Source organism: Symbiopectobacterium sp. (genome assembly GCF_047692315.1).
Classification (GTDB): domain Bacteria; phylum Pseudomonadota; class Gammaproteobacteria; order Enterobacterales; family Enterobacteriaceae; genus Symbiopectobacterium.
The window spans coordinates 44,557-65,462 of sequence record NZ_JBLLJS010000012.1; the positions used below are offsets into that span (position 1 = coordinate 44,557).

General features: G+C 49.6%; 16 protein-coding genes and 12 pseudogenes. 15 read left to right on the forward strand and 13 right to left on the reverse strand.

The window, feature by feature from the left end; all coding sequences use genetic code 11:
* The first annotated feature begins 108 nt into the window (after positions 1-108).
* The 5 genes and pseudogenes from ACMZI0_RS04425 to ACMZI0_RS04445 all read left to right on the forward strand — a co-directional run bounded on the left by ACMZI0_RS04425 (position 109) and on the right by ACMZI0_RS04445 (position 4,424).
* A pseudogene (locus tag ACMZI0_RS04425) lies at positions 109-1,248 on the forward strand (MFS transporter).
* 271 nt (positions 1,249-1,519) lie between these two features.
* Complete coding sequence (locus ACMZI0_RS04430) at positions 1,520-2,398, forward strand: N-acetylmuramoyl-L-alanine amidase (RefSeq protein ID WP_415672089.1); 879 nt, start codon at positions 1,520-1,522, stop codon at positions 2,396-2,398.
* 40 nt (positions 2,399-2,438) lie between these two features.
* Positions 2,439-3,725, forward strand: a complete 1,287-nt coding sequence (locus ACMZI0_RS04435; protein WP_415672090.1) for a glycoside hydrolase family 10 protein — start codon at positions 2,439-2,441, stop codon at positions 3,723-3,725.
* Positions 3,726-3,861: 136 nt separating this feature from the next.
* Positions 3,862-4,131, forward strand: a complete 270-nt coding sequence (locus ACMZI0_RS04440) for a hypothetical protein (protein WP_415672091.1) — start codon at positions 3,862-3,864, stop codon at positions 4,129-4,131.
* A 101-nt stretch (positions 4,132-4,232) separates the two neighbouring features.
* Positions 4,233-4,424: a hypothetical protein gene (locus ACMZI0_RS04445; RefSeq protein ID WP_415672371.1), complete on the forward strand. Its 192-nt coding sequence runs from the start codon at positions 4,233-4,235 to the stop codon at positions 4,422-4,424.
* A gap of 93 nt (positions 4,425-4,517) precedes the next feature.
* Here the strand turns inward: ACMZI0_RS04445 and ACMZI0_RS04450 are convergent.
* The 3 pseudogenes from ACMZI0_RS04450 to ACMZI0_RS04460 all read right to left on the reverse strand — a co-directional run.
* Positions 4,518-4,688, reverse strand: a pseudogene (locus ACMZI0_RS04450) (hypothetical protein); the annotation flags it as partial.
* 8 nt (positions 4,689-4,696) lie between these two features.
* Positions 4,697-5,080: pseudogene (locus ACMZI0_RS04455) on the reverse strand (oligogalacturonate-specific porin KdgM family protein).
* Positions 5,081-5,221: 141 nt separating this feature from the next.
* Positions 5,222-5,497 (reverse strand): annotated as a pseudogene (locus ACMZI0_RS04460) (MFS transporter); the annotation flags it as partial.
* Between the two features lie 253 nt (positions 5,498-5,750).
* On the opposite strand from ACMZI0_RS04460, the pseudogene ACMZI0_RS04465 reads away from it, so the two are divergent.
* Positions 5,751-6,658: pseudogene (locus ACMZI0_RS04465) on the forward strand (LysR family transcriptional regulator).
* A gap of 20 nt (positions 6,659-6,678) precedes the next feature.
* Here ACMZI0_RS04465 and ACMZI0_RS04470 read toward each other — a convergent pair.
* From ACMZI0_RS04470 to ACMZI0_RS04490, 5 genes and pseudogenes are all read right to left on the reverse strand, one after another.
* Positions 6,679-7,269: pseudogene (locus ACMZI0_RS04470) on the reverse strand (glycosyl transferase); the annotation flags it as partial.
* A complete protein-coding gene (locus ACMZI0_RS04475; protein WP_415672092.1) occupies positions 7,262-7,588 on the reverse strand; it encodes an HAD hydrolase family protein in 327 nt (108 codons plus the stop codon). The gene ACMZI0_RS04475 and the pseudogene ACMZI0_RS04470, both read right to left, overlap by 8 nt.
* On the reverse strand, positions 7,585-8,091 hold the full coding sequence (locus ACMZI0_RS04480; protein ID WP_415672093.1) for an HAD hydrolase family protein: 507 nt from the start codon (positions 8,089-8,091) through the stop codon (positions 7,585-7,587). Before ACMZI0_RS04480 ends, ACMZI0_RS04475 begins: the two co-directional genes overlap by 4 nt.
* A gap of 362 nt (positions 8,092-8,453) precedes the next feature.
* Entirely contained in the window at positions 8,454-8,666 is a 213-nt protein-coding gene (locus ACMZI0_RS04485) for a hypothetical protein (protein ID WP_415672094.1), read from the reverse strand.
* A gap of 133 nt (positions 8,667-8,799) precedes the next feature.
* Positions 8,800-9,075, reverse strand: a complete 276-nt coding sequence (locus ACMZI0_RS04490; protein WP_415672095.1) for a DUF3811 domain-containing protein — start codon at positions 9,073-9,075, stop codon at positions 8,800-8,802.
* A gap of 215 nt (positions 9,076-9,290) precedes the next feature.
* Between ACMZI0_RS04490 and ACMZI0_RS04495 the strand changes: the two genes are divergently transcribed.
* The 4 genes and pseudogenes from ACMZI0_RS04495 to tus all read left to right on the forward strand — a co-directional run bounded on the left by ACMZI0_RS04495 (position 9,291) and on the right by tus (position 12,454).
* Positions 9,291-9,713, forward strand: coding sequence for a hypothetical protein (locus ACMZI0_RS04495; protein ID WP_415672096.1), 423 nt, complete (start codon positions 9,291-9,293; stop codon positions 9,711-9,713).
* A gap of 34 nt (positions 9,714-9,747) precedes the next feature.
* The gene (locus tag ACMZI0_RS04500) at positions 9,748-10,311 is read left to right on the forward strand and encodes a hypothetical protein (protein ID WP_415672097.1); all 564 of its coding nucleotides are present in this window, start codon (positions 9,748-9,750) and stop codon (positions 10,309-10,311) included.
* A 296-nt stretch (positions 10,312-10,607) separates the two neighbouring features.
* Positions 10,608-11,361 (forward strand): annotated as a pseudogene (locus tag ACMZI0_RS04505) (MFS transporter); the annotation flags it as partial.
* Between the two features lie 163 nt (positions 11,362-11,524).
* Positions 11,525-12,454, forward strand: coding sequence for a DNA replication terminus site-binding protein (gene tus, locus ACMZI0_RS04510; protein ID WP_415672098.1), 930 nt, complete (start codon positions 11,525-11,527; stop codon positions 12,452-12,454).
* A gap of 10 nt (positions 12,455-12,464) precedes the next feature.
* On the opposite strand, the pseudogene ACMZI0_RS04515 reads toward tus, so the two are convergent.
* Positions 12,465-13,222: pseudogene (locus ACMZI0_RS04515) on the reverse strand (lyase family protein); the annotation flags it as partial.
* 289 nt (positions 13,223-13,511) lie between these two features.
* Between ACMZI0_RS04515 and ACMZI0_RS04520 the strand changes: the two are divergent.
* The 5 genes and pseudogenes from ACMZI0_RS04520 to add form a co-directional block, all read left to right on the forward strand.
* Positions 13,512-13,751: pseudogene (locus ACMZI0_RS04520) on the forward strand (type I phosphomannose isomerase catalytic subunit); the annotation flags it as partial.
* A gap of 36 nt (positions 13,752-13,787) precedes the next feature.
* Positions 13,788-14,327: pseudogene (locus tag ACMZI0_RS04525) on the forward strand (DUF945 family protein); the annotation flags it as partial.
* Between the two features lie 66 nt (positions 14,328-14,393).
* Positions 14,394-14,888 (forward strand): hypothetical protein, encoded by a 495-nt coding sequence (locus ACMZI0_RS04530; protein WP_415672099.1) that lies wholly within the window; start codon positions 14,394-14,396, stop codon positions 14,886-14,888.
* Positions 14,889-14,918: 30 nt separating this feature from the next.
* Positions 14,919-15,377, forward strand: a complete 459-nt coding sequence (locus tag ACMZI0_RS04535) for a hypothetical protein (RefSeq protein WP_415672100.1) — start codon at positions 14,919-14,921, stop codon at positions 15,375-15,377.
* 61 nt (positions 15,378-15,438) lie between these two features.
* Positions 15,439-16,513 (forward strand): annotated as a pseudogene (gene add / locus ACMZI0_RS04540) (adenosine deaminase).
* A 96-nt stretch (positions 16,514-16,609) separates the two neighbouring features.
* Here the strand turns inward: add and ACMZI0_RS04545 are convergent.
* From ACMZI0_RS04545 to araC, 4 genes and pseudogenes are all read right to left on the reverse strand, one after another.
* On the reverse strand, positions 16,610-17,518 hold the full coding sequence (locus ACMZI0_RS04545) for an acyltransferase (RefSeq protein ID WP_415672101.1): 909 nt from the start codon (positions 17,516-17,518) through the stop codon (positions 16,610-16,612).
* A 92-nt stretch (positions 17,519-17,610) separates the two neighbouring features.
* Positions 17,611-18,649 (reverse strand): annotated as a pseudogene (locus ACMZI0_RS04550) (bile acid:sodium symporter family protein).
* 157 nt (positions 18,650-18,806) lie between these two features.
* Positions 18,807-19,853 carry an oxidoreductase gene (locus ACMZI0_RS04555; protein WP_415672102.1) on the reverse strand — a complete coding sequence of 349 codons (1,047 nt, stop codon included), beginning with the start codon at positions 19,851-19,853 and terminating at the stop codon, positions 18,807-18,809.
* Positions 19,854-19,927: 74 nt separating this feature from the next.
* A complete protein-coding gene (gene araC / locus ACMZI0_RS04560) occupies positions 19,928-20,863 on the reverse strand; it encodes an arabinose operon transcriptional regulator AraC (protein WP_415672103.1) in 936 nt (311 codons plus the stop codon).
* Between the last annotated feature and the right edge of the window lie 43 nt (positions 20,864-20,906).

Below are 20,906 nucleotides of genomic sequence, written 5' to 3' on the forward strand. Positions count from 1 at the left end.
GTGATTAACGATGACATAACAATATCATGATTTTATCTTAGGTAAGACAGGGTGAGCTATCCAGTAAGTTGTTGCTAAATCTGTGGCACCGGCTGGTTGTTTGATGCCATGGACGTGGGGTTATTGTCTTTTGTTCTGGCGGCGCTGAAACTGGCGTGGGGGTTGACGACCGCCCAGTTGGGGCTGATTGGTAGCGTAAATTCCATCGGGATGGCGGTTGGTGCCTTTGTTTTTGGGCTCTATGCCGATCGCAAAGGGCGTAAATCCGCGTTTATGGTTACGCTATTGATGTTCAGCATCGCCAGCGGATTAAGCGCATTTGCCTGGGGGCTGGGAAGCCTTCTTGTGCTGCGTTTCTTTATCGGTATGGGATTAGGCGGTGAACTGCCGGTGGCATCAACGCTGGTCAGTGAAAGTGTTGTCCCGGAAGTGCGGGGTCGCGTGGTGGTTCTGCTTGAAAGCTTTTGGGCAGTAGGCTGGTTATTGGCGGCATTGATCGCCTATTTTCTCATTCCGTTGCCGAGTGTTGGCTGGCGTGGTGCCATGATCCTGTGCGCGTTGCCGGCATTCTATGCGTTGTACCTGCGTTTTCGTTTACCGGATTCGCCGCACTATCTGCAACTCAGCCAGAAAGAGAAAAAAAGCGCATTTCGTCACAAAATTGCTGCGCTGTAGGCGCCGGAACAGCGCCGCGCCAGCGTGATGCTGTGGATAGTCTGGTTTTGCGTAGTGTTCTCCTATTACGGCATGTTTTTATGGTTGCCGAGCGTCATGATGCTTAAAGGTTTTGATATGGTGAAAAGTTTTGGTTATGTGCTGGTGATGACGTTGGCGCAGTTGCCCGGCTATTTTACCGTTGCCTGGCTGATTGAACGGGCTGGGAGAAAGGTAGTGCTGGTGGTCTATCTGCTGGGTACGCTGATCAGTGCCTATTTCTTCGGCGTTGCCACCAGTGCGCCGCAGTTGTTGCTATCCGGCTCTCTGCTCTCGTTTTTCAATCTGGGAGCCTGGGGTGCGCTTTATGCCTATACGCCAGAGCAATATGCAACATCCATTCGCGCTACTGGCGCAGGAATGGCGGTCGCGGTTGGCCGTATAGGTGGGATTCTGGGGCCTTTGCTGGTAGGGATACTGGTAGCGGGGGCGGTGCCCATCAGCGGTATTTTTGCCTTGTTTAGCCTGGCGATCCTGCTTGCTGTCTTTGCTATCATGCTGTTAGGTCAGGAAACTCGACAGCGTGCGTTATAGCAGCGAGTGAAAGAAAACACGGGGGCCCGGTTACCCCCGTTTTTTATCGATTTTATGCTCAACCTACTTTACACGTGAGTGACGCCGTCACTTTTTTATGGTTTAAAATCGTCCCCGGCCATTGGTAATGTTATAAAACGCTTAAATTTTGCGATGGTTTAACAATGATTTAATAGCAACAGAGTAATTATTATTAGAATAAAGCGTCTGTTTATTTTCTTATTTGTAACCTTTATTACTGTTAACTATCGCCAAGGAGGTGATTCTTTTTATGATGTCCAATTCCTGTTTAACAACCTCTCGCCCAGGCGGGCTTAAGTTGCTTACTGTTGGTTTACTTGCATTGATTGTGGCCGGGTGTTCCACGCCGCGTTCAACGCTGGTCGATCGCGGTGAGTACATTGTCGATACAGCCCATCCGGCAAAAGGTCAGAACGAGCGTGTCCGATTTCTGATTTTGCATTACACCGCACTGGATGATGCGCGCTCATTAAAGGTGCTTACCCAGGAGCAGGTCAGCGCTCATTATCTGGTGACGAAAAATCCTCCGCTGCGAAATGGCAAACCCTTGGTGCTGCAACTGGTGCCGGAGGACCAGCGGGCATGGCATGCGGGTGTCAGCAATTGGAATGGGCGGGTAAATCTCAACGACTCTTCCGTAGGCATCGAGATCGTTAATCTCGGGTTTACAGATAACATGCTTGGCGTTCGCACCTGGTATCCTTACAATGAAACGCAAATCACCGCGCTTGCCGCACTGACCAAAGACATTATTAAGCGTAACAACATCACGCCAGATAATGTCCTTGCTCACAGCGATATTGCGCCGCTGCGCAAGCAAGATCCCGGAAAGCTGTTTCCCTGGAAACGCTTTGCTGAAATGGGAGTAGGAGCCTGGCCTGATGACGCAACGGTAAACAAGTATCTGGCTGGGCGGCAACCGGATTCGCCAGCTGATGTGCTGACGTTGCAGAAAACATTGCTTCGGTATGGTTATGATAAAATCCCGCAAAACGGTGAGTTAGATAAAGAAACCCGTTTGACCATCAGTGCATTCCAGATGCATTTCCGCCCGTCTGACATCGAAGGCAACGCTGATGCGCAAACGGAGGCTATCGCCAAAGCGCTGGTGGAAAAATACCGCACCTAATCCGTGATTACCTTTTTTACTGCCAAGGAACAGCCCAAACATGCTGAGTTATCGACGTTGTCTTTTCTTGATATTTTTGGCGTGTTGGTTGATAGGGTGCAGTAAAGGGAAAGTTACGCCTTCCCCCGCGGTTAAGGCTCCCGTCCTCGTCTCTCCGGCTACGCCGGAGAACGTCAAGGGGGTTTGGCTTACGACACTTTCTGGCCTTGACTGGCCGTCTCCCGCATCGAGTGATGAACCTTCCGACGAACGTCGTATCGTCCTGCAAAAAAAGGCGCTGATCGATAAGCTGGACAACCTCGTGAGTCTGGGCGTTAACACGGTCTTTTTTCAGGTGAAACCGGATGGCACCGCGCTGTATCGTTCGGCGCTGCTGCCGTGGTCTGATGTACTGACGGGGGGGGTGGGTAAAGATCCCTGTTACGATCCACTGGCCTTCATGCTTGCTGAAGGGCACAAGCGCGGATTAAAAATCCACGCCTGGCTCAATCCATACCGCGTGACCAGTAATACTCAGCCGAAAACCGTGACAGCACTGCGACACACGCTCAGCGCTTCGCCTGCCAGCGTGTATGCGTTACACCCTGAGTGGATACGTACGGCGAGCGATCGGTTTGTGCTGGATCCTGGTATACCTGCTGTGCGCCAGTGGATAACCAATGTGGTGGTGGAACTGGTCAACAACTATGAGGTGGATGGTATCCATTTTGATGATTATTTCTACTACGAAACACCGGCTTCGCGTTTGCAAGACGATGCCACTTATCGCCAGTATGGGCAGGGATTTGCTACCAAAGGGGACTGGCGGCGCAATAATACCTTGCTATTGATTGAGCAGATCTCGACGGCGATCAAAGCGGTCAAACCGCAGGTTGAGTTTGGCATCAGCCCGGCAGGCGTGTGGCGTAACGCGGAGAAAGACCCACGTGGCTCGGATACACTCGGCGGCGGCACCTATGATATCGCTTATGCGGATACCCGTTTATGGGTGGAGCGTGGCCTGATTGACTATATCATCCCGCAAATCTACTGGCCTTTTGCACGAGAAATTGTCCGTTATGACACATTGGTGAAATGGTGGGCGAGTGTGGTAAGGCCGATAAAAACCCGTCTGTACGTGGGGATCGCGTTATACAAAGTGGGTGTACCTTCGCAAAAAGAACCTGATTGGGCGCGAGATAGCGGTGTGCCTGAGTTGCGGCGACAACTTGAACTTAACGATGCGCTGCCGGAAGTAAAAGGAAGCGTGCTTTTTCGTGAGGGGTTTCTTCATCAGCCTCAAACCGCACCGGCGGTGGATTACCTCAGAACACACTGGCGCGAGTAACGGTTAAAACGACGCGGCGGCGAAAAGCCGCTATATTTTCTGTTGAAGAACAGACTTTCCGACGCGCTTTTTTTGATAATGGATTTTATTGCGTGCGGGAGGGTGTAAATGTTGTTTTAACGATAAGCAGGCTCTCATGAAAACACCTGTATGCTCCGATGATACATCGCTTCGCCGCATGTTGCTTTTAGCGGCATTGGCCATCGATCCATCCGGCTGCCTCAATCCTTTCCATCATTTTGCTTTCCTTGTTTTTGGCTATCGTGCTGGAGCCCATGGTGGCGCTGCTGTGTCGCTCACGGATACCGCGTTCTCTGGTGGTGGTGTTGCTGGGCGGCGTATTGTTAATGCTGTTGTATTGTTAATGCTGTTGGTTTGTGTCCTGCTCAGGATGGTGCTGAGTTAAACCAAATGAGCCTGCAAATGCGCAGTTTGATGACACGCCAGCTTACCGTAGGCATGGCGCCGTTGTAGGAACTGGGTTTAACGCTGTCGCCCGAGGCTGCGATGTCGCTGATTGACCTGGGACAATTTCTCGGGTTGATTACCCGCATGCTCAGCCATGTATCCAGCTTTTTTTCTTCGGCATTAGTGGTGTTTCTTACCGTGATTTTTATGCTGATTGAAGTGCCGGTATTAGTTGAGAAGACCCAACGATTATTCCGTGCTGAATCCTACCGTTTGCCTGGCAGACGTTAAAATCTTGCTGGCAAGTGTGAAAGAGTGCGCGTTGCAGTTACTAAAAGCTTAATTGTTTGAAAATAAAAGCCGACAGCATATTTAACGGTGTGGTCAGATCAAGGGTATGGCACCGGAAGGCCCGGTAAGGTCGCCAATTTTTATCCCATTTTCGAGTGTGTAATCCTTAAGAAAATTATAAGCAATAGTTGACGTCAGATTATAGCCTTTTTCCAATGTTTGTTTTGGCGTGCCAATATTGTTACTGTTCCGTTTATAATAAGGACAATAAGTTAGTGAAAAAGATCATTGGTAATATTCGCCTTTCCGCGTAGATAAGGACGATAGCTGTTATAGTTAGCGGTCGATTCTAACGAAAATCCCGGCTACATTGAGAAAATCTTGTTAATTTCATGTTGATAGCTGGCGATCACTTCCGTACCACTACTGACCCTTTCATTAAACGGTTTTTTTTGTGATTTATCATTAGCATGCTGCGCCCAGCGAACTTCTGCTGACAACCCAAAACCCTGATCAAAAAGCGTAGAAAACCGTAAGCTATCATTGTGCTCCCCGTTTGATGAGTCTTTAAATTCATGCTGATAATCAATGGCGGTAGCATGCGCGTTGAGTGTGACCAATGAAGCCATTGCCAACGTAACTAACTTTAATTTCATTATATCTCTCCGAGAAAAATAACATTAACGTCAACAACTCCGCAGACAAAAGCAATCCAGCCGTAATAAATGACGGCGTATTAATGCGAGGTGCTAAAAAATAGAGTAATAAATTCACAATTATAAAAATCGTTACATTTTCACCATCACATTCTTGCGGCCCAGCGTGTCGGAAAGCGGACCGGTAAACAACAACCCAACCGCAAGAATAACCGTAGCAATTGATAATGATAGGCTGCTGGTTGCAGGAGAAATGCTAAAATCCTGCGACAGCACGGGTAAAATCGGTTGTACGCAATACAGCAAGGCAAAGGTAGCGAGCCCGGCGGAGAAGAGCGCAAGCGTAACGCGTATAAATGCGGGCGTACCACGGGTGATATAGAGCGATTTCGGTGATGTGGTTGTTGTGCGATTCAGCGGCTCTTCGAGTCGATCGGCATCTGGCACGATGACCGAATCTGATGCTGAAGAAAGTGACGTACTCAAAACTATTCCTTGGTCACAGGGGGAAAATAGAAAATTTATGCGTCAATCAGCGTGTGATGCAGTGAATGACGCGTAGTGGATCATAGAAGGGTAAAAATGTTTTGTATAATATATTAATAATACCAATTGATATTTTTAAAATATTATTCTTCACTTCCCGAACCTATCCCTGAGGATGACGGCAATGAACATTGAACTGCGGCATCTCCGCTATTTTCTGGCTGTTGCAGAAGAGCTGCATTTTGGCCGTGCTGCTGAGAAGCTCAACATTTCTCAACCGCCGCTGAGCCAGCAGATACAGGCGTTGGAGGCGGAGGTTGGCGCGACGCTGTTTGAACGCAATGGTTGACGCCTGCTGGCGAAGCCTTTCGTAAAGAGTGCTGGGGAATTTTACATCAGGTTGAGCAGGCATCAGCGCGGGCAGCAAGGATCCAGCGTGGTGAAATCGGTGAACTGCGTATTGGTTTCACGTCCTCAGCACCGTTTATTCGTGCGGTCTCGCGCAGTTTGCTGCGTTTTCGCCAGCACTATCCAGATGTTCATCTGCAAATGTTGGAACTGAACACCAAACAGCAGATCGATCCCTTGCTCAGCGGAAAGCTGGATATCGGGGTAATGCGTAATAACCCGCTACCTGCGGATTTACAGCATCAGTTGTTGTTGCATGAGGCATTGGTCGCGGTGGTGCATGAAGCGCACCCGCTAGCGAACCAATCGCATATCAGCGTACATCAATTGGTCTATGAACCTTTTGTGTTTTTTGCCCGTGAAGTGGGAACGGCACTCTACGACAAGATTCTTCGTTTGTTGAAAAGCTACACCATTGAGCCTTACATCACGCAAGAAGTCGGGGAGGCGATGACCATTGTGGGGCTGGTTTCGGCGGGACTTGGCGTTTCGATTCTTCCCGCATCATTTTTGCGTATCTCGGTGGGTGGGGTGAAATATGTGCCGCTCAGTGAGCCGGATGCCACGACTGAAGTGTGGTTGGCCACATCACGCCGCGAAGCACTTAATCCTGCCGCGAATACGTTGATTTCATTTATGTTGGAACAGGATACGGACAAATATGCGCACCGAATCACAAAATGAATCAAAGAGTTGACGCAATTCACCAAAAGCCGCCCCACACGGCCATTGAGTTTTCGATTGGCAACGCGGGCATAATAGCCTTTGCAAAAATCGTAGTGGAAGTGTGGATTGGCAATGGGATAGAGCAGACAGGCCAGCATTTCGCGGCTATAAGTGACAATGTCACAATCATGCAGCCCAATGCAGGAAGTACGGCGTGACGCGAGCGCGTAACCAATGCAAAACCACACGTTTCGTCCTTTACCCGGTTCTTCTGGTGCCAGTGATTTTGCGGCCAACTCCTGACTCAGCGCGGTTAAGCGCGGGCCATCATTCCAAAGAATGCGATGCCGTTGTGGCAAGCGAGAGAAAAACGCGCGGGCATATTCAAATTGTTCGCGATCAGCACGATCCAGACCAATAACAATTTCTGTCAGATAATTAACCCGGGCGAGCTGATCGATGATATGGGTTAACGCAGGCCCTGCCAGTTCAGAAAAGAGTGAAGGTAATATCAATCCCATACTGTTCTGGCCCGAGAAAACCTGTAATTCGTACTCCAGCTCATCGGGGTTTCTTCTGGTAAGGTTATGAAAATTGGTAATTATCCCATCCTGATAAAATTCACTCATCGCATACCTCACGTTTATGGTTGCCGGAAATGAAATGGCTTAGTCCTTCACGCCATCCTGCAGGCCCGGTAGCGCGCGTAAAATAGACTTTTCCCGTGAAAACATCCCCTGGAGTGATCTGCTGCTGGCCCTTGTTCTTGATCACTACGGCATAATCCGCGGCCCGCAATAATGAAATATCATTGGGGCCATCCCCCAGGCTCAACGTAATGGGCGTAGTCTGGGTAACATGCTGATATTGCTGCCATAGCCAGATAGCCGCATTTCCTTTACTGACGCCTTTGCCCATCACATGGTAGAAGCGCCCACCTTGTGTCAACGCCAGCCCGTGGCGATCCCGCTGGAAAATGAAATGTTGTAGTGCATCTCCATCATCGTGCCACAGCAAGCCTGACGCTGGCGCGCACGTGCCGCTTGCGGCAATGAGAGGCCGGTGAGCGTGGCCACATCTGAATCGGTCAATGTAGAGAAACCACTGAAATTAAAATGGTTTTTAACACGAAGATGTTCAAGCAGGGTGCAGATCTCCACATAATCAGCCGAAAATAGCTTACTCGGGTAATCAGTATGCCTGCGCCCGCTTTTCGGGAGTTCAACGCTGGTGCCGTTTTCAGCAATAAAGGGGCAGTGCTCAAGACCCAACTCATGGCGAATAAGTGTCGTTTCGCTGACAGTTTTACTGGTGGTTATGATGACAGGGATATTGTGTTGTTTCAGACATCGCAGCCAAGGCTCTGCAGGTTGCCAATCGTAAGTATCGTGATCCAGCAGTGAACCGTCCAGATCGCTAAATATGAGCATATCATCACTCAGCTCAGGCATATCGCGTCTCCTTTCATCAATACAGGAGTCCATCACTCCGGCAATGTGTTGGAGCAGGGCCAACCTCATAAGCTGAGCCTACCGAGGACATAATGTGATGTGAATCACACAATAAACTGTATGTATAAATACGGGATAATGCAAACCTCACCCGTCTTAAGCCCTTCCTTTTCGGAATAACCCCCATTCCTTATGGAATGTTGATTATGTGTAGGATCAACACCAGGAGAGCCATAATGGCCATACCCGCTATAAATAAAAAAACAATGAGTACTCAACGCTTGCACTTCCCGGGGCGCGCTAAACCACCGGCCGGAAGTCTAAAATGAACGGTATCATCGGTTTTAGTTCGGATGATACCGTTACCACAACGCAGTTAACCAGGACAAATCGACAACATAGCGATGCAGGCCCGTGATATAGGCCATCACGCCAAGGACAAAAAATGCCGCAATCACATGAAATATAATCAAAAAATAATAATAAAAGGGTGAGCGTGCTTTGTGCACATAGTTACGCTTCGATGTGCCCTTAAGCGCCTCTTCAAATACCCACGTTTTCAGCGCCTTAACCACATCGTGAACCAGACTGCATGCAGATAACACGCCAACGACAACAATCCAATAGTCGTACCACTTCATCCGTTGTTATCTCTTCCTGTCATAATATGCTAGAAACAACACTGCGAACTGCATGCTGAGCGGAACGCTAGCGACGCCCTCGCATGTGGGTATTGGCAGACCATTCATACGTAGCCGCTTCATCAGGTTTGAATTTGTTTTTCTTTTTCTCGGTGCGAGCCTGCCAGGCTGCTGTGTCGCGTTCTTTCATCAGCTTATCGATGAAGTCATCTTTGATATGGTTGATATGGTTGTTCTCAGAATTTGTTAACGGCCGTCCTCGTTTTTTCTTTTCCTGATGCAGCAACGTCTTAAGCTGTCGTTGTTCACTTTCTGTCATGTCTTTTTGCGTCAGCCTAGGCATGGGAATGAACCTCCTCGTGGGTGAGAACTTCCATTGTAGAGGAAAAATGCAAACGGCTCAGAGAAATCATTCGATGCCAAAACGGCTATTGGTATTGGTCAAGGTACATCCCTGATCAATAGCCGTTTTACAATGATGAAGGTATTTTAAAACGCCAGATCCTGCCTCTGTACTGCTGATAAAAATCACTTTATTGCTATCATCGATTGGTTTCAATGCTATTGAAGCTACGTAGTTTATATATAACCCCTGACGATTTTTTCATCAAATTAAAAACCAGAATTATCTCTGGAAAATATGAAAGGAATCGCATGAAGAAATTTGGAGCATTAATCGTTATATTGAGTCTGAATATGGGTATATCTTCCATCGCTCATGGTAATTTGCCAACAATGCCGCCAGATAAAGACAGTGCTGAGAATAGTCTTGTTTCACGCCATCCGTTGGGAATTGTTCCAGCAAATAGACTTGTGGTTTTCTACGGTAACTTTAATTCTCGTAGAATGGGTATACTGGGGGAATATCCCGCACCTGAGCTCTGGGAAAAATTAAAATCTGAAGTTCGAGAGTGGGGGAAAAACAGATCCCTCCAAGCCGGTAGTTCCCGGGTTACAGTACATCGCCACTGTAGCAAGTAACCATCCTGGGCGCGATGGACTTTATCGTAACAGGATGAGTGATAAGCCGATTGAGAAGGCGCTGTTGGTGGTAAGGATGACGCAAGGCGCAGTGCTTATACTTGACGTTCAGCCCGGGCTAAGTGATTTGCATCATGAAATATCCCGGCTTGAGCCCTTTTTGATGCTCCCTGATGTTCATTTAGGTCTTGATCCCGAATTTGTGATAACCGGTAAATCCGTGCCAGGTAAAAGAGTAGGGGCAATAAATTACAAGGACATAAACAGAGTAATCGATTATCTTTCAGAATTGACGGTTAAAAATAATTTACCCCCTAAAGTGTTAGTTGTTCATCGCTTTACTAAAAAAATGGTGACAGGATTTGATAAAGTAAAATCAGATCCTAATGTACAGGTGATCCTTAACATGGATGGCTGGGGAGGGCCTGAAATTAAAATAACAATGTATGAAAAGGTTATCTCTTCTGAAACAGGGTTGTTATATCCAGGAATAAAGATTTTCTATAAAAATGACCTCAAAAAGCCGCCGCATAGATTGTTATCCAAAGATGAGGTGCTTAGCTTGAAACCTCAGCCGTTATATATTCAATATCAGTAGTTGGATCTGTAGTTGGTGTTAGTAGCCGTACATGCTCATCTTGATTTTTTCGGGAAAGCAGCGCCGGGATGATACACATTGTACAGGGAAGGCGGAGAACATGAGTTTTAAAGTGTTGTTCGTCGAACCCCGTAGGCAGCCAATGCAATCAGGAATATCGTGACGCACAAGATTTTTCCATACACAACGCCAGATTCCACTGTCTTCCTCAATAGTTCGCATAATGTATATTATGTTAAATTAAGTATTAAGGCACCTGTATACAGCTCATAGGTCACCTAACCAGATATATCCTGCTGGCCTTCTCCATGGGGCTATACATCAGCGGGAACTCTATAGGTGGCATGAGTGGCCGTTTGGTCACCGGGGTGCTTACTGACTATTTTCCCTGGCGCGTTGCCATTGGTGCCATGGGTGTTCTCGCGCTGTTTATCGCCCTGATGTTTTAGCGCATTCTGCCCGAGTCATGCCATTTTAGACCCGGCTCGCTGCGACCCAAATCATTGCTCATTAACACCAGGCTACACGGGCACGATGCTGGTTTGCCGTGGTTGTTCCTTCAGGGATTTCTGCTGATGGGAGCCTTTGTTACTCTGTTCAATTACATCGGCTACCGCCTGCTCGAATCGCCCTACACATTGAATCAGGCCATTGTTGGACTGCTATCGGTGGTTTATCTCACCGGCAGCATCAAGTTCGCCAAGAGCCGGCGAGATGACGGCGCGTTATGGTCGCGGTGCTGTGATGGCCGGCTCCGTCGGTCTGATGCTTGCTGGATTAGGTCTGACTGCCTTTGGCGCGTTATGGCTTATTTTTATCGGCATGATGCTGTTTACCGCCGGTTTTTTGCCGCACACGAGGTTGCCAGCGGCTGGATTGGCGCGCGAGCACGTCGTGCGCGGTCAGTGTACCTGTTTTGCTACTAGCCTGGCAGGCACACTAGGCGGCGTATTCTGGTCACGCTATGGTTGGCACGGTGTGGTGCTGTTTATTGGTCTGTTGCTGCTGGTTGCACTCTATGTCAGCCTCTATTTGCGTCGACGCCTGTAACTCCTGATAAATATACAGAAAGACTAAACGGCCTTCCTTGGGCGCCGTTTAGTTTCTTCGATTTTCTGCAAAACGGGGTTTTTTGGCACAGTTGCTGACCGTGAATATTGTTGTTATATTATTAGTATGTTGTAACTAAATAAGTCGTAATTCATGAGGTGCTATGGACCACTATCAGTTGATTGCCGCCCTTCACGATACTTTTGCGTTACTGGAACAGGGGCTCGCCGAATTACGACAGCGTTTAACGCAGACGCCGCTGCTCAATGCGCGTGTTTTTCCCCTCCCTATCGTGGAAAAGGGCAAAGAACATGACCCTATCACCCAGATAGCCGTCACCGCGCTACAGAGCGAAGCAGCCCGTGATGCGGGTCTGGCACATTTTCAGCGTTTATTTATCCATCATTATGCAGAAACGGTCAGCAGCAAAGCAGCCATCCGTTTGCCAGGCGCGCTCTGTTTTCAGGTGACTCAGGCTGACTATGAACATACCCGACAGTTAATCGATACCATTAATACGCTCAAAGCAAACCTTGAGCAGCTGATTACGCGCGAATCCGGTTTGCCCGCAGAGCAACGGTTTGAGTTCGTACACGCTCATCTGCCCGGATTGATTACTCTAAGCGCCTATCGTTCTCTCACACTGCTGATCGATCCGGACACAGTGCGTTTGGGTTGGGCCAACAAACACGTGGTGAATACGCTGACGCGGGAAGCGGTATTAGAAAAACTGGAGAAAAGCCTTCAGGCCGAGCGCGGCATATCACCGACGGAGCGAGCCACCTGGCAAGCGCGAGTCACGCAGGAACTGATTGATATAAAAAGATTGCCGCAAGACGCCGTCTTGAAAATAAAACGGCCGGTGAAAGTGCAACCGATCGCCCGCGTTTGGTATCGGGAGGCACAGAAGCAGGTACAACATCCCTGCCCGTCCCCATTGTTGGTGCTGTGCCGCGATCCCTCGCGCGTCCCCCTTATTGGTGAGCTAGGGAGTTACCTTGTCGACAGCACACAGCCCAAATTTACCCCGAAAGCAAAAACGTTGCGTCTGTTAATTCCGCGCCTTAACCTTTATCTTGATGAAAGCGCGTAAGGCATAGACATCAACCGATATGCAGGCTACCCACCATATCCTTCGGGCGCACCCACTCGTCAAATTGTGCCTCAGTCAAATAGCCGAGTTTCAACGCGGCCGCCTTGAGTGTTAATCCCTCTTTATGCGCCTTCTTGGCAATTTCAGCCGCTTTATCGTAACCGATATGGGTATTCAACGCGGTAACCAGCATCAGTGAATCATTCAACAGTTGCTCGATACGATCGCGGTTAGGCTCAATGCCAATAGCACAATGTTCGTCAAAGCTCTTCATACCATCTGCCAGAAAACGGACCGATTGCAGGAAATTGTGAATAACCATCGGGCGATAAACGTTCAGCTCAAAGTTACCCGATGCGCCCCCCATGTTCACTGCCACGTCGTTGCCCATCACCTGGCAACACAGCATGGTCAGCGCTTCACACTGGGTAGGATTCACCTTACCCGGCATGATGGAACTGCCCGGTTCGTTTTCCGGAATGCTCAGCTCGCCTATGCCGCAACGCGGACCGGATGCCAGCCAGCGCACATCGTTGGCGATTTTCATCAGCGAAGCCGCCAGCCCTTTTAACGCACCGTGGCCGTGCACCAGTGCATCACAGGTTGCCAGCGCTTCAAATTTATTGGGCGCGGTAATAAACGGTTGTCCGGTCAGTTCAGCAAGTGCGCTGGCAACGCGTACAGCAATTCAGGATGGGTATTGAGCCCCGTTCCCACGGCGGTGCCGCCAAGCGCCAGTTCGCTCAAATGGGGAATGCTGTTCTCGAGGAGAAAATGCTCCAAAGAGCGCTGCGTTTGTGCCCCCCACAGTTTGTTGGCAGGAACATCAATCGGGCCCATAGAATCTTTTTCGATACGTGTCGTCATTGGTTTTTTCTCCTAACATTCCTAAAAAGGATGGGGATCATGGCCTTGTCTGGCATCGTGATTGAGAAAACATTAACATGCACATCAAGCGCCATCGTCTGCAAGCAGAGGCAGTGTATTCATATTCAATGCATTTATTAACCTCCATAGTCACATATATTAACAAACCACATAACAATCGAGTGTGAACATGCAAAAAATGCGTAATAGCATCCAGCACTACGCCTGGGGAAGTAAAACAGCATTAACCGAACTCTACGGCATTGAGAACAAAGACAATCTACCGATGGCAGAGCTTTGGATGGGCGCGCATCCCAAAAGCAGCTCATGGGTGATGGATGAGCAAGGCCAGGAACAGCGTCTACGCGACGTGATTGCCCAAGCGCCAGCGGAGACATTGGGTGCCAAGATCGCAGCACAGTTTGGTGAACGCTATTGCAGCCCGTAATTAGGGCAATCAGTACGCAACGCCCTGCCCAGTTTACTGAAAGGCAACCCGAACTTTACCATTGCGCCCTTGAGCTGGAAGAATGCCAAAGGTGAAAGAACGCTCAACGCCTCGCTCAATTTGAGTAATCCGGCGCAGCTCACTGAGTTAACACCGCCGGCACAGAGCGATGAAGAAGGCGTAATCCGTCGTGCAGTAAAACAACTGGACGTGACCTTTAACGCACCGATGGCAATGTTGGCTGAAGGTATTGTTCAGGCCAGTGGCCAAGCGCAATCGGAACAAGAGCATCAACAACTGATTGCCAGCGCGCAAGAGCAAGTAAAAATGTTGGCCAATGTGGGTGAAATGAACCAACTCACCGTTACCAAAGACGATGCCATCACCAGTTCACTGCACTATGCTGACAACCAAGTCGAGTTTAATGGACGAAAAATTTCACTGGCGGAATTCATTGCCCCGTTTATCGACATCCCGACCGATGACGGCGACGAAGGCGATGATGCCGAACCAGAAGCGCAAGATGCACCTGCTGTAGTGCCCCCGCAAGCGCAATAATAGTGCGTGTACCGCCTGTGCGTGCTGGCAGGCGGTAATCCTCTGAAATAGACTGAGTGAATGGTCATGCCATTGGACAAAAACACCCTGGAGTCACGCCAGAGCGTACTTTATTTTGCTGCGATAGCATTGGCCTGGCTGGCAGCACGCGTTTTCCCTGATACGGAGAGTTTGGTCACGCTCATCAATCCCGCATTAGCCATCATGCTGTTCGTAACCCTTATGCAGGTGCCGCTGGGGGCGTTGGTTGATGGTTTACGCAACCTGCGCTTTATTGGCGCGCTGCTGGTCGCCAATTTCATCGGCATCCCACTGTTACTGCTGCTTTTACGCCCGTTACTGCCTGCGGAACCCTTGGTGCAATTTGGTATTCTGCTGGTGCTGTTAGCACCGTGTATCGATTATGTAGTGACTTTCTGCCACCTTGGGCGCGGCGATTCCGCCCGATTACTTGCCTGCACCCCGCTGCTGCTGTTGCTGCCGTTTTATCTGGCCCTGTTTCTTGATGATACAGCCTCCGCGCTGATTTCTCCGGCGCCCTTTGCTGATGCGTTTATCTAGCTGATCCTGCTGCCGCTTATCGGCGCAGGCTTGTTACAAAAAGCCCAATCGCGCTTTCTAATCGCGCAGCGGATAGTCAACGACGCCGGTTGGCTACCGGTGCCCGTGACTGCCGTGGTGATCTTTTTGGTGGTTGCGTCTGTCTTGCCGCAACTGGAACTAGCGATCGGTCCTGTACGTCAGGCGCTGCCGTTCTACCTGTTGTTTGCCGTTGCCGCGCCGTGGATTGGTGCGTTGGCTGCACGCGTATTTGGCCTGAACGCCGCCAGCAGGCGCGCGGTGGCATTCAGCAGCGCCACGCGCAATTCATTAGTGATCCTGCCACTTGCCTTTTCGATCCCAGGGGCCATGCCGGTACTGCCTGCGATCCTGGTCGCACAAACCTTGATCGAACTGATCGCGGAATCCCTCATCGGGTGCGTGACGCACGCAGAAATCGCCCATCGGTGTAATCTGCGATGGCATTCCATGCCTGATTGCTTATACTAAACAGTACCTTAATAATTTAAATACTCACTGCGCCTTAGTGCGCGTAGCGAAAGAAGCCATTATGATCGATCCTTCAATACCGTTAACAGACATTCACCGCCACCTTGATGGCAATATTCGCGCACAAACGATCCTCGATTTAGCACGCCAGTTTAACGTCACCCTCCCCGCGCAGACGCTTGAAGATCTAATCCCACACGTACAGGTCATCGATAAAACCGCTAACCTGCTCGGCTTTCTGCAAAAATTGGATTGGGGTGTTGCCGTGCTCGGTTCGCTAGATGCCTGTCGGCGTGTGGCCTACGAAAATGTTGAAGATGCGGTGCATGCAGGTTTGGACTACACCGAATTGCGTTTCTCCCCTTATTACATGGCGCAGCGTCATGCACTTCCGCTGCAAAGCGTGGTCGAAGCGGTTATCGATGGTATACAGGCGGGCTGTCGCGATTACGATACCGATATCCAACTGATTGGTATCATGAGTCGTACCTTTGGTTCTGAGGCGTGTCAGCAAGAATTGAATGCCCTGCAAGCCTGCCGCGATAAGATCGTGGCACTCAATCTCGCAGGCGATGAGCTGGGTTTCCCGGGGGCTTGTTTACCTCGCACTTTCGTCAGGCACGCGATAATGGCTGGTATATTACCGTTCATGCCGGTGAAGCAGCGGATGCCGAAAGTATCTGGCAGGCTATTCGTCAATTGAGCACAGAGCGCATTGGGCATGGCGTAGCGGCCATTGTCGATAAGACGTTGATGACGCACATGGCGCAACAGCAGATCGCCATTGAGTCTTGCCTGACGTCAAATATTCAAACCAGCACAGTGATGTCGTTGTCTGAGCACCCACTGCCCCACTTTTACGCCACGGCATCCCGGCAACAATTAACACTGACGATCCGGCAGTACAAGGGATCGAGATAGCTCACGAATATCTGACTGCCGCACCGCAGGCCGGTCTGTCTGCCGATGAAATTCGCCAGGCGCAGGATAATGGGTTGGCGGTCGCGTTTCTTTCCGAACAGGATAAACAGCGTATTCGGGAAAAAGTGCAACGCCAGCGTTTAACGTTCTACCAAGAGGGGCGGCACCAGCCCCTACAAACTGATAAGACGACCAAGCCAGCACTGTCTGCATAACAGGCAGCAAAGCGCATAGGGTAGCACAAAAATCACAATACCGTAGAGCACAATAAAGCCATAGACTGACAAAAACTGAATGCCAGGTACAACCGGTCATAAAGTGGGGGTGTTATTAATCTCTATCACGAAAATATTGTGCACCAGATAAATACCCAACGTTTTACTCCCCACCCGGCTTATCATTCCTTCAAGCCAGGTAAACCGCGTATGCAGCATCAAATAAAATAGGCAAACCGCTGAGATTTGCAGTGGCAGATTATAGAATTTTCTGTAGAAAAAGACGATCCCCCATTGTTGGGTTAGCATTGTCAACACACAAAAACTGAGTAATGCCAGTGCTATTCCAGAGAAATACTGGCGAACGGATAATGTAGTATGCTGATAGGTTAATCCAAAATAACCACCAATAAGAAAACTGATCAGGCCAAATACCTGACTGGACATTAACAATGCCGGGTGAATAAACGAGGCAATACCAAACAGGCTATTCATGGTTTTTTCTACCAGAGTCAGGTTTGCCAATAGAAAGAGCGCAGCGATGACATAAATCAGCATCTGGCGGTTGGCGTCAATAAACACGGGACGCAGCAACGGCACGACAAAATAGAGACCGATAATCGAGAATAAAAACCACAGATGTCTGGCCTCGCTCGCGGTGCGATCTGTATTGAGATACGACCAGAAATCGTAATGCGGCGCATCAAGAACACGCGTCAGTACCACAGTGTCATACAGATAATAAAAACAGAGCCAGAAAATCAGTGCGATCGCGATCGCTTTGGATTTATTCATCACATAGGGAAATTGATCCTCATGGCGATTATTCAGCAAAAAATAACCACTCGCCATATAAAACATCGCCACACCGAATTGCCCGGTCTGACGAATAAACAGTACGCCAAAATCCTGAGGATCACGGATCATAAAATAGAGAGAAATATGTGAAAGAATAACCAGGAAAATCGCAACAATCTTCATCAAATCGAGACTGTAAATTCGCATACCGCACCCCCATAACAGAGATATCCACCGAGGTAACTCACGCTTGAGGAGTATTGATGATTTTTACGATTATATAATGCAGAAAACGGTTCTTATTGTGTAACGCAATTAAGGCTGGTCTGACAACCGGCCTGATGATATACCTGCAAGGTTTGAACCATTACGCCGATTTTGCTGGCTGCGCGTTGGCATTTTTGTTGGCGTAACGCTGCGCACACCATCAATTGAATCTTCTGATGAAAAATCATCAAAGGCAGTACCATGGCACCAACCGCTGCCGCAGGAAAAAGCACATTGGCCATAGGGATACCGTTAGCCAGGCTCTTCTTGGAACCGCAGAACACAATAGTAATTTCATCTGCGGTATTGAAGCCCAATTTTCGCGCCGCCAAGGTATTGACCACCAGCACAATCGAGCAAATCACTACGGCAAGCAGTGACCAACCGTTAATTTGCGTCCAGATCCCCTGCACCACGGCTTCGCTGAAGGCAACGTATACCACCAAAAGAATAGATGACCGGTCAGTAATATTAATCAGTTTACGGTGACGCTCTACCCAGCCTGCAATCAGCGGACGCGAGAGATGCCCTAACACAAACGGCACCATCAATTGCAGAATGATCGAACCAATCGCGTGCAGCGTGTCCGTCTCCCCACCCTGGGTGTGCATCAGCAATCCCACCAGAATCGGGGATAAAAATACGCCAAAAATGCTGGACGCGGAGGCACTGCAAATCGCTGCAGCTACGTTGCCCCCCGCCATTGAGGTATAGGCAATCGCTGATTGTACCGTGGCAGGCAACGCGCACAGGTAGAGAAACCCGAGATAGAGCGTTGGTGTCAAAACGGTGGGCACCAGCGCGGTCATCCCCAATGCCCAGTAGCGGAAAGAGCACAAAGGTACTGGCGAACACCACTAAATGTAAGCGCCAGTGCCCCATGCCCGCCGTAATGGCTTCACGAGAGAGCTTTGCACCGTGCATAAAAAACAGCAGCGCGATGGCTGCCGTGGTCAGATATTCGAAGAAGGTTTTTACGTTACCTTCGCACGGAAAAACCGATGCAGTCAGCACGACCACAATCAATACCAGTAAAAATTTATCAATACGAAGGCGTTGCAACCATGACAGTGGGGAGAATGAAGCCATTACGAGAACCTGCATTTTTTTAAAAAAATGCAGGAAATCTTACGATCGCCTTTATCAATGAAACGCCAACAATAGCAAAAAATGCGTTGTTTCATAAGGAAATAGCAGAAGATAACCCTGCATGCAGTCGATAGCGTCTTTACTCGTTTTTAACCACCACCGCACGCCGTTCCTGATGCGAGAGCAGGCCAAGTTCAATCAACTCCATCACCTGTATCGCTTGCTCAGCAGGCACCGGGTTCTCCCCCTTGCCTTGAAGCGCATCGCGGATTGCTGCGTAATAAGCCAGATAGTTACCCGGCAAGGTGGTAACTGCCTGCTCAGCCATAACCCCGTCATGATGCAACGTGAGCAAACCGTGGCGCGAATCCTGCCCCCAATCTGCTTGCGGCAAACGTTCACCTGCCTTCAAACGATCTTCTTGCGGGTCAAGGCCATATTTGATGAAGCTACCTTTGGTGCCATGAAGCGTAAACCGTGCAGACTCGGCAGCCACCAGCATACTGGCATGCAGCACAACACGTCGCTGTGGGTAGATCAAGGTGGCATGGAAATAGTCCGTTGCTTTACCGCCGGGGCGCAATTGCGCTAAATCCACATTAATCGCCACCGGCAAGCCAAACAGTTGCAAAGCCTGATCTAACAGATGTGGCCCCAAGTCATACCAGATACCGCTGCCCACACTGCCATCTTCACGCCAGCGCTGACGTACCTCTGGGCGGAAACGGTCAAAATGGGACTCGACATAAACCACTTCTCCTAACACGCCGCTGTGAATTAACTGTTTTAGCGTGAGAAAATCGCTGTCCCAGCGGCGATTATGAAAAACAGAGAGCAATTTGCCGCTGTGGGCAGCCACCTGCGCCAGCTCTTTTGCTTGTGACAGCGTCACAGTAAAAGGTTTATCAACCACTACATGTTTGCCCGCCAGCAGGACGTGTTTAGCCAAAGGGAAATGCGTTTCATTGGGGGTAGGAATGACCACAAGGTCAATGTCTGGCCGATTGAACAGCGCCTGCGGATCGTCAATCACGGTGACGTTTGCCCAATCCGCATGCACTTTCTGTGCATCGCTGCTCGACACGGCGACCAGTTCCATACCGGGCACGGCGGTAATTAACGGCGCATGGAAGGTCTTGCTGGCATATCCGTACCCGACCAGCCCTACGCGAATGCTATCACTCATGAATGTCCCCTCGGTTGCCATATTCTTGTCATAAAACCGTTTTCAAGAGTATAGCACCGCCGGAAACTGCCCCGTTATCCTCCGAGTGCTTGCGCGCTGTGTCCCTGCCAGCTACCCGCTTCAACTTTTGCCGCTGCGGGATAGTTTATTTCACTACTGCGCCGCCGAAAATCACTCGGGCTGACACCAACACGTTTGCGGAACATGCGTGAAAAATAGAGCTGATCGTCATAACCCACCACTCGCCCGATATTGGCAATCGACTCCTGTGTAGTTTGCAGTAACAGCTTAGCGCGGATGACGCGCTGATCTTCCCGCCAGCGCAAAATATTGACCCCTATCTGTTCACGAAACAGGCGAGCCAAACGTGACGGCGATAAGCAGACATGGCGGGCCACCTCATCGATGCGCAGTTCACCAGAGAGATTGCTGATAATGAACTGACACGCCTCTATCACACGCGGATCCATAATGCGCTGCGGGCTTTGCGGATCTTCTTCCATCGCACGAATCAGCAAACGTTCCAGCAGGTTCATCCCCAGCTCTTCTGAAAAACGCCGTCCTGAGCGATGAGTCTGTTCGATATTGGCAAACAGCCGATCGAACTCCAGCAGCAGGTGGTTGTTAGGCAGCGTCAGGCGACCAATATCACACTGTTTGCTGTGCCATTCCAGCCAATCGGCCCAGTAGGCACGAGGACGAAAGTAGACCCAACGGTGATACCAGCAATCACTGTGCGGCGAGCGACCGCAAAAATGCTTAGATTTCGGCGGGAAAAGCAGCAAATCTCCCGGATTACAGAAAAAATCCGTCTCCCTGTCAGACACCCTGCCTTGTCCCTTGATGGTCAGGTTGATGATGTAGCCTTTCATCCCATCCGGGCGATCGATAAAGAAATCGAGCGGACCGTCAGCCAGAATGGGTGTTAAACCCGCGACCAAATAGGCGTTAAAAGAATAGCCTGGTAGCAACGGGTTTGATTGCGATTCATGCGTCATGCGCTGGTACATCGGCCCTCTGGGAATCATCGGGTGTAAACAGAATCAGGTAGTA